General features: G+C 65.2%; 10 protein-coding genes and 1 pseudogene. 4 read left to right on the top strand and 7 right to left on the bottom strand.

Features of this window, described 5'->3' with window-relative positions; genetic code table 11:
- The first annotated feature begins 91 nt into the window (after nucleotides 1-91).
- Nucleotides 92-1,953: pseudogene (locus tag AC1DVA_RS05360) on the top strand (ABC transporter ATP-binding protein).
- Between the two features lie 41 nt (nucleotides 1,954-1,994).
- Here the strand turns inward: AC1DVA_RS05360 and AC1DVA_RS05355 are convergent.
- Nucleotides 1,995-5,156, bottom strand: coding sequence for an efflux RND transporter permease subunit (locus AC1DVA_RS05355; protein ID WP_476805236.1), 3,162 nt, complete (start codon nucleotides 5,154-5,156; stop codon nucleotides 1,995-1,997).
- A gap of 4 nt (nucleotides 5,157-5,160) precedes the next feature.
- Entirely contained in the window at nucleotides 5,161-6,321 is a 1,161-nt protein-coding gene (locus tag AC1DVA_RS05350) for an efflux RND transporter periplasmic adaptor subunit (protein ID WP_265051506.1), read from the bottom strand.
- A 511-nt stretch (nucleotides 6,322-6,832) separates the two neighbouring features.
- Between AC1DVA_RS05350 and AC1DVA_RS05345 the strand changes: the two genes are divergently transcribed.
- From AC1DVA_RS05345 to AC1DVA_RS05335, 3 genes are read left to right on the top strand one after another with little or no spacing between them, the layout of a single operon-like run.
- A complete protein-coding gene (locus tag AC1DVA_RS05345; protein ID WP_476805235.1) occupies nucleotides 6,833-7,873 on the top strand; it encodes an aspartate-alanine antiporter-like transporter in 1,041 nt (346 codons plus the stop codon).
- The gene (locus AC1DVA_RS05340; RefSeq protein ID WP_476805234.1) at nucleotides 7,783-8,520 is read left to right on the top strand and encodes an aspartate-alanine antiporter-like transporter; all 738 of its coding nucleotides are present in this window, start codon (nucleotides 7,783-7,785) and stop codon (nucleotides 8,518-8,520) included. Before AC1DVA_RS05345 ends, AC1DVA_RS05340 begins: the two co-directional genes overlap by 91 nt.
- A gap of 17 nt (nucleotides 8,521-8,537) precedes the next feature.
- Nucleotides 8,538-10,184: a bifunctional aspartate transaminase/aspartate 4-decarboxylase gene (locus AC1DVA_RS05335; RefSeq protein WP_476805233.1), complete on the top strand. Its 1,647-nt coding sequence runs from the start codon at nucleotides 8,538-8,540 to the stop codon at nucleotides 10,182-10,184.
- 260 nt (nucleotides 10,185-10,444) lie between these two features.
- Here the strand turns inward: AC1DVA_RS05335 and AC1DVA_RS05330 are convergent, their stop codons facing one another.
- From AC1DVA_RS05330 to AC1DVA_RS05310, 5 genes are all read right to left on the bottom strand, one after another.
- Nucleotides 10,445-10,846, bottom strand: a complete 402-nt coding sequence (locus AC1DVA_RS05330; RefSeq protein WP_476805232.1) for a DUF1801 domain-containing protein — start codon at nucleotides 10,844-10,846, stop codon at nucleotides 10,445-10,447.
- Between the two features lie 43 nt (nucleotides 10,847-10,889).
- Nucleotides 10,890-11,342 (bottom strand): DUF1801 domain-containing protein, encoded by a 453-nt coding sequence (locus AC1DVA_RS05325; RefSeq protein WP_476805231.1) that lies wholly within the window; start codon nucleotides 11,340-11,342, stop codon nucleotides 10,890-10,892.
- Between the two features lie 57 nt (nucleotides 11,343-11,399).
- Entirely contained in the window at nucleotides 11,400-11,810 is a 411-nt protein-coding gene (locus AC1DVA_RS05320; RefSeq protein ID WP_476805230.1) for an SRPBCC family protein, read from the bottom strand.
- The gene (locus AC1DVA_RS05315) at nucleotides 11,807-12,133 is read right to left on the bottom strand and encodes an ArsR/SmtB family transcription factor (protein WP_476805229.1); all 327 of its coding nucleotides are present in this window, start codon (nucleotides 12,131-12,133) and stop codon (nucleotides 11,807-11,809) included. Before AC1DVA_RS05315 ends, AC1DVA_RS05320 begins: the two co-directional genes overlap by 4 nt.
- Before the next feature lie 96 nt (nucleotides 12,134-12,229).
- Nucleotides 12,230-12,571, bottom strand: coding sequence for a cupin domain-containing protein (locus AC1DVA_RS05310; RefSeq protein ID WP_476805228.1), 342 nt, complete (start codon nucleotides 12,569-12,571; stop codon nucleotides 12,230-12,232).
- Nucleotides 12,572-12,574 lie beyond the last annotated feature (3 nt).

Genomic DNA, 12,574 nt, shown 5'->3' with positions numbered 1-12,574 from the left:
CATCCCCGGCCTGCGCAGAGTATGGCTCGGTCGGTGCCCTCAGGCTAAAAGAGGGCACGGAGTCGCGGACTTCGGCAATCCAGGATCGAGAATGGTTTTCATCGCGCCTCTGGCTTCGGCCAGGACGACGCTGCTTCAGCGCTTCACGACACTGGCGCAGCTGCCGCGCCTGCTGCGAAGCCTCTGGACGGCAAGTCCCGTCCTGGTGTCGGCGGCGATCGTGCTGCGGCTGCTGCGCGCGGTGCAGCCACCGCTCGCGCTGTTCGTCGGCAAGCTGATTGTCGACGAGGTCGTGCTGCAGGCGGGAATGCCGTCGCCGGGGCCCGCTCTGGCCGACTGGCTGGCGAGTGGGCGCCTCTCGGCGCTGGCCGAGTGGCTCGCGCTCGAATGCGTGCTGATGGTCGGCGCGAACATCCTGCAACGCCTGAGCACATTGACGGAGGGGCTGCTCTCCGAGCGGCATGCCAACCGGCTCGGCATCGATCTGATCGAGCACGCCGCGCGGCTCGACCTGATGGATATCGAATCCAGTCAGGCGCAGGACAAGCTGCTGCGTGCGCGCATCCAGACGATGAGCGGGGGTGGGTTGCTCAGCCTGATGATGGGGCAGGTACAGAGCGTCGTCACGCTGATCGCCTTTCTCGCGGGGCTGATCTTCTACGCGCCGGTGCTGGTCTGCCTGCTCATGCTGGCGCTGCTGCCCACGCTGCTCAGCGAGGCGTATTTCAACGAGAAGACCTATGACTGGAGCGTCGCCCCTACGCCCGAGCGCCGGCAGATGGAATATGTCCGCCATGTCGGCTCGGTCGCGGATCTGGCCAAGGAGGTCAAGCTCTTCGGCCTCGGCCGATTCCTGGCGGATCGCTTCGGGGCCCTGGCCGAGACGCTGTTCGTCGCGCGGCGCAGGCTGGCGATCAGCCGCGCCGTCTGGGGCAGCCTGTTCGGCGCGGTCGGCTCACTGGCCTATTACGCGGCCTATGCCGTCCTGGCCTGGCGGGCCGTGCGGAGCGAGATCAGCCTGGGCGATCTGATCTTCCTGTCCGGCTCGCTGCTGCGCCTCAACGGGCTGTTTGAAGGTCTGATCCTCGGCCTGACGCAGATCGCCTCGCAGGCGCAGTATCTCAACGACTACTTCTCCTTCATGGACCTGCGCTCGTCGATGCCGAACGCGGCGCGCCCGCGCGCCTTTCCGTCACCACTGCGGCAGGGCATCGTCTTCGAGGATGTCGGCTTCCGCTACCCCGGCAAGGACGGCTGGGCGGTGCGCCATCTCAGCTTCGTGCTCAGTCCCGGCGAGACGCTCGCGCTGGTCGGGGAGAACGGCGCGGGCAAGACCACCATCGTCAAGCTGCTGACCCGGCTCTACGATCCGGTCGAGGCCGCATTCTCGTCGATGGCATCGATCTGCGCGAGATCGACCTTGACGAGCTGCGCAGCCATGTCGGCGCGATCTTCCAGGATTTCGCGCGCTACAACATCACCGCGGCGGAGAATATCGGCATCGGCCGTGTCGCTGCCATCGATGATCGGCCGAGGATCGTCGAGGCCGCGCGGAAGAGCCTGGCCGACCCGCTGATGGGCAAGCTCCCGATGGGATACGACCAGATGCTGGGGCGCAGTTTCGCGCAAGGGATCGATCTCTCGGGCGGTGAGTGGCAGAAGATCGCGATCGCGCGTGCCTATTTCCGCGACGCTGACATCCTCATCCTCGACGAACCGACCGCTGCGCTGGATGCCCGCGCCGAGGTCGAGATTTTCGAGCGCTTCCGCAACCTGAGCCGATCGACGACCGCGCTCCTGATCTCGCACCGCTTCTCGACCGTGCGCATGGCCGACCGCATTCTCGTGCTGGAAAACGGCGCGATCCTGGAAAGCGGCGATCACGCCGCCTTGATGGCGCTGGGCGGGCGCTACGCCGAGCTGTTCTCGCTCCAGGCTGCGGGCTTCCAGTAGCCGGACGCATCCCGCTCAGGTCGGAGCATCCGGCGACACCGTCAAACCGTGCCCTTCTCCACTGCGGGCACAGCGAGTTCTTCCTTCGGCCGGGTCGACGGACGCAGGCGCTCGCGCAGCGACTGAAAGACCACGTAGAGCGCCGGGATCACGAAGATGCCGATAAAGGCCGCTGCGAGCATGCCGCCGAAGACCGGTGTCGCAACATTGCGCCTGGCGAGTTTCGCCGGCCCCTCGGCGATGACGAGCGGCAGCAGGCCGAGGATGAAGGCGAAGGAGGTCATCATCACCGGTCGGAAGCGCAGGCGCGCGCCCTCGGTCGCCGCGTGCAGCAGCGGATGTCCCTTCTCGCGCAGCTCCTTGGCGAACTCGACGATCAGGATGCCGTTCTTGGCGGCCAGGCCGATCAGCACGACGATGCCGATCTGGGCGTAGAGATCGAGCGTCAGCCTCCCGATCACGATCGCGACGAAGGCTCCCAGCACGCCGACGGCGACCGAGAGCAGCACCGGGACCGGGATCGTCCAGCTCTCGTAGAGCGCGACGAGGAAGAGGTAGGCGAAGAGCAGCGCGAAGGCGAGGATGATCGAGGTCTGCCCCTCCGCCCGCTTCTCCTGGAACGAGACGTCGGTCCAGGCACCGCGATAGTTCGGCGGCAGCGTCTTGGCGGAGACCGCTTCCATGGCGGCCAGCGCCTGGCCGGACGAGACACCGGGTGCGGGCGAGCCCTGCAAGGTCACGGCAAGGCGGTTGTTGTAGCGGATCAGGGCCTGCGGCCCGACCACGACCTTGGCCTCGACGAAGCTGCGCAGCGGGATCATGTCGCCGGCGCGGCTGCGGACATTGATGCGGTAGATGTCGTCGAGCGAGGCGCGATCGGCGCCATCGGCCTGTACCTGCACCTGCCAGGTCCGGCCGAACAGATTCATGTCGTTGACGTAGTAGCCGCCGAGCGAGGCCTGCAGCGCCTGGAATACGTTGGTCAGCTCGACGCCGAGGATCTGGACCTTGTCCCGGTCGATGTCGAGATAGATCGACGGGGCCGAATCCGAGAAGGTCGAGAACACCCGCCGCAGCTGCGGGTCCTGATTGGCGGCGATGGTGAGGCCGCGCAGCGCACGGCCGAGCGCCTTGGGATCGGACGTTCCCATATCCATCAGCACATAGCTGAAGCCGCCGCCGCTGCCGAGGCCGATGATCGGCGGCGGGCCGAGCGGCACGACATTGGCGTCGCGCACCGCTCGCAGCTTCTGCGAGAGGCGGGCGATGACGGCCTGGGCGGAATCGTCGCGGCTCGTCCGTTCCTCGAACGGCTTGAGAGAGACCATGACGAAGGCGGCGTTGGGCTGGGAGTAATTGTCGAGGAAGTTCAGCCCGATGACAGTGGAGTAGTCGGCGATCGCGCTCTCGCTTTTGAGGATGCCCTCGACCTGCGCCATGGCCACCGACGTCCGCCCGATGGAAGCGCCGTCGGGCAACTGGGCGACGACGAAGAAGGCGCCCTGGTCGTCGTCGGGCAGGAAGCCTGTCGGCGTGATCCGGCCCATCGCATAGATGCCGGCGCCGAATGCCGCGGTGAGCGCCAGGCTGACGAAGGCGACCCGCACGAGGCGCGCGACGGCGTTGCCGTAGCGGTCCCGCGTCCAGTCGATGCCGCTCATGATACGGGCGATCGGCCCGCGCCGCGGCCCGTGCTGTGGCTTCAACAGAATGGCGCAAAGCGCCGGCGAAAGGGTGAGCGCGTTGATGGCGGACAGCACCATCGCGACCGCCACGGTGACTGCGAACTGCCGGAACAGCTCGCCCGAAATGCCCGGTATGAAGGCGACGGGAACGAAGACCGAGAGCAGCACCAGCGTGATGGCGATGATCGGCGCCACGATCTCGCCCATGGCTTTCTTCGTCGCCTCGGCCGGGGTGAGCTCCGGATGTTCCTCCATCACGCGCTCGACGTTCTCGATCACCACGATTGCGTCGTCGACGACGATGCCGATCGCGAGCACCACCGCGAGCAACGACACCGTATTGGCGGAATAGCCGATGGCGTTGAGGACGATGAAGGCGCCGATCAGGCTGACCGGCACGGCGACGGTCGGGATCAGCGTCGCCCGGATGTTGCCGAGGAACAGGTAGACGACGAGCACGACGAGGACGAAGGCCTCGAGCAGCGTCTTCTGCACCTCGTGGATCGTCGCCGTGACGAAGGCGGTCGGGTCGTAGGTGACCTTCCAGGCCAGTCCCTCGGGGAAGGATTTCGAGAGGTCGCCCACCGTCTTCTTGACGGCGTCGAGCGCGGCGATCGCATTAGCGCCGGGCGATTGGTAGACGCCGATCAGGACGGCCGGGCCGCCGTTCAGCCTTGTGTCGCGGTCGAGATTGGCGGCGCCGAGCTCGAGGCGCGCAACGTCGGACAGCCGCAGGATCGAGCCGTCCGCATTGGTGCGCAGCACGATCTTGCCGAACTCCTCGGGCGTGCTGAGCCGGCCCTTGGTCTGGATGTTCAGCTGCAACTGCTGGTCATCCGATATCGGACGTGCGCCGATGCGTCCGACGGCCGCCTGCGCGTTCTGGGACTGGATGGCGCTGATGATGTCGCCGGTCGTCAGGTTGAGGCCGGTCAGGTTGTCGGTGCGGATCCAGGCCCGCATCGAATAATCCTGGGCGCCGAACAGCGCCGCGTCGCCGACGCCCGCCGTCGAACGGATCGAGTCGAGCAGGTTGATGGTGACGTAGTTCGAGACGAACAGCGTGTCGTAGGTGTTCTTCGGCGCATAGACCGCGATGACGCCGAGCAGCGCCGAGGACTTCTTCTTCACCGTCACGCCGTTGCGCTGCACCTCCTGCGGCAGCTTCGACAAGGCGATCTGCACGCGGTTGTTGACGTTGACGCTGTTGATGTCGGGGTTCGTGCCCAGCTCGAACGAGACTAGCAGCGAATAGCTGCCGTCATTGCCGCTGACGCTCTTCATGTAGAGCATCTTGTCGGTGCCGACGATCTGGGCTTCGAGCGGCTGGGCCACCGTCTGCTCGATCACAGCCGCCGACGCGCCGGGATAGGAGGTCGTCACCGAAACCTGCGGCGGCACGATGTCCGGATACTGCGCCACGGGAATCGCAAAGAGCGAGAGCAGGCCGGCGATCGTGGTGACGAGCGCGATGACGATGGCCAGGCGCGGCCTGTCGACGAAGACGGAGGTGAACATCGGCTCAGCTCCGGCCGGCCGGCGGGGGCACGGGCGAGGCGAGGACTGGCGTTCCCGCCCTGAGATTCTGCAGCCCCTCGACCACGATCTGCTCGTTGCCGGCCAGACCCTGTTCGACGACGATATAGGCACCGGCCTCGGCGCCGATCTTGACGCGCTTCACCACGGCCTTGCCGTCCTCGACCGCGAAGACATAGGCGCCCTGCTGATCGGCGATCAGCGCCGATTGCGGAACCAGCACCTTCTCCTCGCTCTGATCGGCCTGGACGGTGACGCGCACGAGCGTGCCGTCGATGAGCTTTCCCTCGGGATTGGCAATCTCGGCGCGCACCAGGACCGTGTCGGTGGCGCGGTCGACCGAGACATCGACGAAATCGACGCGCCCCTTCTGGTCGTAGCTCGATCCGTCCGCGAACCTGATGGTGACGAACGGGGCGCGTGTCTCGGCCGTGACGGCATTCGTCTTCAAGCCGAGGAATTCACGCTGGCTGACCGGAAAGGTCACATACATCGGATCGCCGCTGACGATCTGCACCAGCACGCCGCTATCGGGGCCGACGACGTTGCCCCTGGTCAGCTTCGTCCGGCCGATCCGACCGGAAATCGGCGCCGTGATTTCGGTGTAGCCGAGGTTGATCTGCGCCGTTTTCAGATTGGCTTCCGCAATGGTCTGGTTGCCTTGCGCACTCTTCTCCTCGGCGACGCGCTGGTCGCGGACGGCGACCGAGCCGGCGCTGGTGCGCAGGAGCTCCTCGGCGCGCTGGCGCTGCACGATGGCGTTCTGCAAGGTTCCCTGCGCCCCTTCCAGCGCGCCCTGCGCCTGCTCGACAGCCGCCTCGAACGGCGCGCGCTCGATGCGGAAGAGCGGCGTTCCCTCCTTGACGATGGCGCCGTCCTTGAACAGGACTTCGTCCAGATAGCCGGTCACGCGGGCGCGGATGTCGACGCGATTGACGGCCTCGACGCGGCCGACGAAATCGGCGGTCCGTTCGATGGCACGCTTCTCGGCTGCGACCGTGCCGACCTGGACCGCCGCCGGGGCGGCCTGCTGGGCCGATGCAGGGGCTATGGGGGCGATCGCGAGCCCGCCGGCCAAGGCAATTACTGTGAGGTAGGCAAGTCGGGTACGGGATTTTTCGTTCGACTGCTGCGAAAACTCAGGCATCCGCTTCCCCTTGCCGCCTCGTATCGCGCCGGCTTCTCCTGGGGCGGCCAGCGCGAGGCGATACTGAGTGTTTTTCTCCCGCGGCGCTACAACATTGTTGAATACTTCTGACACGTCCGCTTCTTGCCTGCTATTCGCGTTTCCCATGAGTTTTTCGAAGCGTGTGAGGGCAAATCTGTCGAGGCGGTGGTACATACGGCGACRCCCGAGGCTGCTTTCCGTACCGTCCTGAACATATGTGTGACGAGCGTATCTTATGTATATTCTAAATATAGATCAAAATTCAGGTTTCGCTGGTTGGCTTCAGGAATGGATATTGTTACGATTTATTTTCAATTTTTCGAATTAAAATTTATATCCAGTTCAACTTCAGATTGATGGCCGCATCGCGGAAAACGCTCCCGATGTTGAACCTTGAGTTGCATAAGAATTCCAGTTTAGAGTTCGGCATTCTTCTTTCGGCTCATCCATTTTCCAACGTGCCAGATTTCCGAGATTCAGGAGTAGGTCCGTGGCGGCGCTATCGTCGATTTTTCATCAATCCCCTGAAATAGCTCTCTTTCTGTCATTGGCCGCCGGCTATTGGATCGGGAAGTTCCAGTTCGGGAAATTCCAGCTCGGCGGCGTTGCAGGCTCCCTGCTGGCCGCCGTGCTGATCAGCCAGGTCGGCGTCACCATAGACAACGGCATCAAGTCGGTGCTGTTCGCGCTGTTCATCTACGCGGTCGGCTTCGAGAGCGGGCCGCAATTCTTCCGGTCGCTCGGGCGGCAGTCGATCCGTGAGATCGTCATGGCGGCGGTGCTGGCGCTCAGCGGCCTCGCCACCGTCGTCATCCTTGCCAGGATGTTCGGGCTCGACAAGGGCCTCGCGGCCGGCATCGCGGCCGGCGGGCTCACCCAATCGGCGATCATCGGCACGGCGAGCGCCGCCATCGGCAAGCTCGGGCTCGCGGCAGACGAGGTCCAGCGCCTGCAGGGCAATGTCGCCGTCGGCTATGCGGTGACCTATATCTTCGGCTCCTTCGGCGCGATCATCGTCTGCGTCAACATCCTGCCCTGGCTGATGGGCCGCAGCATCCGCGACGACGCCATGAAGGCGGAGGCCGAGATGCTCGCCGGCATTCGCGTCTATGGCGCGGGGGAGCATCCGGCCGCGCCGGATCTTGTGGGGCGCCTCTTCAAGGTGGAGGGCGTGGCCGGCCGCACGGTCGCCGAGGTCGAGGCGCTCGCGGGCGGCTCCTCCATCGTCATCGAGCGGCTCAAGCGCGCCGGCTCGGTCATCGGTGTGGAGCCGGATCTCACGCTGATGGCCGGCGACACCGTCCTCCTCGTCGGCCGTCGCGCCGGCGTCGTCGGCGTGGCCGGCCAGATCGGCCCCGAGCTCCAGTCTTCCGAAGGCATGGACCTGGTCGTACTCAACAGGACGTGGCCATCGCCAACCGCGACTTCATCGGCAAGACCGTGCAGCAGATCAGCGAGGCGACCGCCGGAAGCCTGCGCCACGGCATCTATGTCACCGGGCTGCAGCGGGCGGGAAAGCCGCTGCCGCTGAAGCCGGACACGGTCATCGAAGTCGGCGATGTCGCGACGCTTTATGGAACGGCCGAGGACGTCCAGCGTGTGGCGAAGGTCGTCGGCACCGTCCTCGTCGCCAGCGACAAGACCGATTTCGTCTTCCACGGCGTCGGCCTCGTCGTCGGCCTGCTGATCGGCCTGCTGGTCTTGCGCATCGGCGATGTCCCGCTGACGCTCGGCAGCGGCGGCGGCGCGCTGCTCTCCGGTCTGGCCTTCGGCTGGTATCGCAGCCGCAACCTCGCCATCGGCAACATGCCCACGGCAGCCTCGACCCTGCTGCGCGATCTCGGCCTCGCCGGCTTCGTCGCGGTGGTCGGGCTTCAGTCCGGGCATCAGGCCGTCACCACCATCGCGCAGAGCGGCCTGTCGATCTTCCTGATCGGCGTGGTCGTGACGATCCTGCCGATGATCATCACCATGCTCGTCGGGCGCTATATCCTGCACTACGACAACACCGCGATCTTTGCCGGCGCACTGTCTGGATCGCGCAGTGCCAACCCCGCCTTCGGCGAGGTTCTGGACAAGGCCGGGAACTCCATTCCCACCACCCCCTTCGCCATCACCTACGCGTTGGCGAACGTTTTCCTGACCCTGCTTGGCCCGCTCGTCGTGGCCTTCGCCTGATCTGATCGAGGAGACGTATGATGGCGACCGACTACAGCAAATACTCCAAGCTCAGCCCGTTCGAACTGAAGGATGAACTGATCAAGCTCGCGTCGAGCCGCGAGAACCGCCTGATGCTGAATGCCGGGCGCGGCAATCCGAACTTCCTCGCGACGCTGCCGCGCCGGGCGTTCTTCCGGCTCGGCCTCTTCGCGACGGCTGAAGCCGAACTGTCCTATTCCTATATGCCCAACGGCATCGGCGGCCTGCCGCAGATCGAGGGCATCGAGGGGCGGTTCGAGCGTTTCATCGCCGATAATCGCGAGCACCCCGGCGTCGTCTTCCTCGGGCGCGCCCTGAGCTATGTGCGCGACCAGCTCGGGCTCTCCGCCTCGGCCTTCCTGCACGAGATGGTCGAGGGCATTCTCGGCAGCAATTATCCGGTCCCGCCGCGCATGCTCGTGGTGAGCGAGGAGATCGTCAGGCACTACATCGTCAAGGAGATGATCGGCGGCTTCATCCCGGCAAGCAGCATCGATCTCTTCGCCGTCGAAGGCGGCACCGCCGCGATGACCTACATCTTCAACACGCTGAAGCAGAACGGGCTGGTCAAGCGCGGCGACAAGGTCGCGATCGGCATGCCGGTCTTCACGCCCTATATCGAGATCCCCGAGCTGGACGAATACGGTCTGGTCGAGGTCGCGATCGACGCCGATCCCGAAAAGGGCTGGCAGTACCCCGATTCCGAGCTCGAAAAGCTCAAGGATCCGGCGGTCAAGATCTTCTTCTGCATCAACCCCAGCAACCCGCCATCGGTGAAGATGGACGATCGCAGCCTGGAGAAGGTCGCGGCCATCGTGCGCGACCATCGCCCCGACCTCTTCATCCTCACGGACGACGTCTACGGCACATTCGCGGATGATTTCAGGTCGCTCTTCGCGACCTGCCCGAAGAATACGATGCTGGTCTACTCCTTCTCGAAATATTTCGGCGCGACGGGCTGGCGCCTCGGCGTCGTCGCGACGCATCGCGATTCCGTTTTCGACAAGGCGCTGGACGACCTGCCGAAGAGCACCAAGACCGCGCTGGACAGGCGTTACGGCTCGCTCCTGCCGGATGTCAGCCAGCTGCGCTTCATCGACCGTCTGGTCGCGGACAGCCGCACCGTCGCGCTCAACCACACCGCCGGCCTCTCGACGCCGCAGCAGGTGCAGATGGTGCTGTTCTCGCTCTTCGCCCTGATGGACGAGAACGACGGCTACAAGGCAGAGCTGAAGAAGCTGATCCGTCGCCGCGAGGCGGCGCTGTATCGCGAGCTAGGCGTAGCCCAGGAGCAGGATCCGAACTCGGTCGACTACTACACGCTGCTCGATCTCGAGACGATCTCGCGCAGCCTTTACGGGCCGGACTTCGCAGCCTGGGTCAAGGAGAACGTCAATCCCGACGAACTGCTGTTCAGGATCGCCGACGACACCGGCATCGTGCTTCTGCCCGGCCGCGGCTTCGGCACGCGCCAGCCGGCCGGGCGTGCCTCCCTCGCCAATCTCAACGAGTATCAATACGCCAATATCGGCAAGGCGCTGCGCGAGATGGCGGAGGAGTACCACCGCGCCTTCCAGAAGGGCGGCTCGCCGGCGGCCAAGAAGCGCGGCGGAAAGCCCGGACGCAAGAAGTCGAAGGGCTGAGGCGCTATCGGCCGGTGCCAGGGCGCCGGCCGTTCTCCGCCATTCGCTCACGGGCGTTTCGGCAACTCCGCCGAGCGCCTCCGCCAAGGATGGCCCAGCCGGCCTGGAGCATGTCGCGTTTTCGTGGAAACGCGGGTCATCCCGGACGGAGCGAAGCGCAGATCCGGGATCCATGCCTGAGGGATTCGTCGGACAAGCTCTGGCATGGATCCCGGGTCAAGCCCGGATGACGGCGTGGTTCCTGACAAAATCACTTCGCTCTAGCGCGACCGGCCGGAGGGCGCCGCGTTCAACGCAATGGCCGCCCGGATCAGGCTCGTCAGGGCCTTCTCGTCGATCTTGTCGGCCTCGTGGAAGTCGATGGCGCGCCGGACATTGCCATCGAGGCTGGAGTTGAACAGGCCGGAGGGATCTTCCAGCGCCGCGCCCTTGGCGAAGGTCATCTTCACGGCGTTCTTGTAGGTCTCGCCAGTGCAGATCATGCCTCCGTGATACCAGACCGGCACGCCCCGCCATTTCCACTCCTCGACGACCTCTGGGACGGCCTGCTTGATCAGCTCACGCAGCCGCGCGAGCATCTCGCCGCGCCAGTCACCCAGCTCCTTGATCCGCGCGTCGATCAGTTCGGACGGCGATGTCTCGCCCTGGGTTGCCTTGGCCATGGGTTGTCCTCCAGCTTCGGTGTGCTGCTTCGGGGCAGGGTGCCTAAATCACCCAGCCGGCCCGTTTCACGGCCTGTTCGACCCAGCGCACCATCAGCGCCGTGTCGGTCAGGCCATGCTCGTCGATGTGGACGTAGCGGGTATTCTCGTCCTTCGACGCGACGGGCGGCAGCGGGTCGAGCCCGGCGCCGTTGAAGAAGGCGATTTTGACATAACGCGTGAAGCAGTGGACCCCCAGGAACCAGCCGTGGTCGCTGGTTCCGTAAAGCGGCGAATTCCATTTCACCGCCTTGCGTAGGTCGGGGACGGTGCGCTCGATCAGGGCATCGAGCTCCTTTCCCACCGCGCTCTTCCATTCTGGCATCGCCGCGATATAGGCCTGCACGGCTGCATCGCCCTCGGCTTTGGCGATCTGCGGGTTGCCGCCGGAGAGCAGGATGGGCTTGGCGGGGCCGGCCGCATCGGCCTCGATCGATGGTCTTGTCTTCCTCGCCAAGCCGCTCTCCTCCGGCAAACCGATCTCCAAACGACGCGCCCGAACGGCGTGCGTTCCTCAGCCGAGCCGCGCCAGCACATCCTCCAGCGCCGCGAAGAAGCGCGGCCAGCCGCCCTGCGCGCCCTGGAAATAGCGCGGCTGGTCGGCGCGGAAGCCCGCCTGCTCCATGCGCAGCGACGTGCCGGACCCGGCTGGCGTCAGCGTCCAGGTCACCACCGTCTTCAGCCTGTGGTCGCCCCATGTGTAGGACAGGGTCCTGGTCGGCTCGACCTCCAGGACCTCGCACTGGACGGAGCCCCATTCGGCGCTGAGATCGAAGCGATGGCCGACGATTGGCTGGAAGTCGTTCTTCATCAGCCATTCCGCGATCAGATGCGGCTGGGTCAGCGCGCGCCAGATCTTCTCGGGAGCGTGCGGAAGCTGCCGCTCCACGACGACGGAAAGCACCTCGTCCGATGTTTCACTCATTGATCCATTCTCCTCAGCAGATCCTCGAGATCGTCGAAGCGGTTCTCCCAGAAGCCGCTCATCTGGCCAGTCCAGTCGACCAGCGGTGCCAGTGCCTTGGGCTGTGCGCTGTAATGCGTCTGGCGGCCCTCTTGCCGGTCGCGGACCAGCCCGGCCTGCTTCAGCAGACCGAGGTGCTTCGACACGGCCGGTTGCGAAACGCCGGCGCGAGCGGTCAGGGCGCCGACCGTCTGCTCGCCGTCCCGGCACAGGCGCTCGAACAGCGCCCGCCGCGTCGGGTCGGCAAGGGTCCGGAAAAGCAGATCGTGATCGGTTGATGGCAAAATGCATAACCCGTCAGTTATCGGTCTAACCAATAACTGACGGGTTATGCGTGAGTCAATCCGGGCTGCGCTGTATCTCGCGGCGGCTCTCGGCTGTCAGGAAACGAAGTCCTGCCGCATCGGCGTGAAGACGTCGACGAGCGTCCCGGCCTCGACATTGACGGCGCCGTGGATGGCATCGGGCGGCACGGTGAAGCTGTCACCGGCCTTCAGGCGTTCGGTGTGCCCGGAGATCGTGATGTCGAAGACGCCGCTCTCGACCAGCGAGCACTGGATATGCGGGTGGCTGTGCGCCGGGCCGATGGCGCCGGCCTCGAAGCGTACGCGTACCATCATGACGTCTTCGCGATAGGTCAGGATTTTCCGCGTCACGCCTTCGCCGGCCGGCTCCCAGGCGAGATCGGCATCATGGGCGAAGGGCTCGTTCTTGCGGTCCATGTC

The organism is Allobosea sp. P4_C6, from assembly GCF_056402015.1.
The sequence above is the reverse complement of the archived record's forward strand: the minus strand, read 5'-3'. Positions and strand labels throughout refer to the sequence as shown.

What these genes read in the sequence shown, in the direction of transcription:
- AC1DVA_RS05355 (WP_476805236.1), bottom strand. Translation starts at nt 5,156, where the DNA reads ATGTTCACCTCCGTCTTCGTCGACAGGCCGCGCCTGGCCATCGTCATC.
- AC1DVA_RS05350 (WP_265051506.1), bottom strand. Translation starts at nt 6,321, where the DNA reads ATGCCTGAGTTTTCGCAGCAGTCGAACGAAAAATCCCGTACCCGACTT.
- AC1DVA_RS05335 (WP_476805233.1), top strand. Translation starts at nt 8,538, where the DNA reads ATGATGGCGACCGACTACAGCAAATACTCCAAGCTCAGCCCGTTCGAA.
- AC1DVA_RS05330 (WP_476805232.1), bottom strand. Translation starts at nt 10,846, where the DNA reads ATGGCCAAGGCAACCCAGGGCGAGACATCGCCGTCCGAACTGATCGAC.
- AC1DVA_RS05320 (WP_476805230.1), bottom strand. Translation starts at nt 11,810, where the DNA reads ATGAGTGAAACATCGGACGAGGTGCTTTCCGTCGTCGTGGAGCGGCAG.
- AC1DVA_RS05310 (WP_476805228.1), bottom strand. Translation starts at nt 12,571, where the DNA reads ATGGACCGCAAGAACGAGCCCTTCGCCCATGATGCCGATCTCGCCTGG.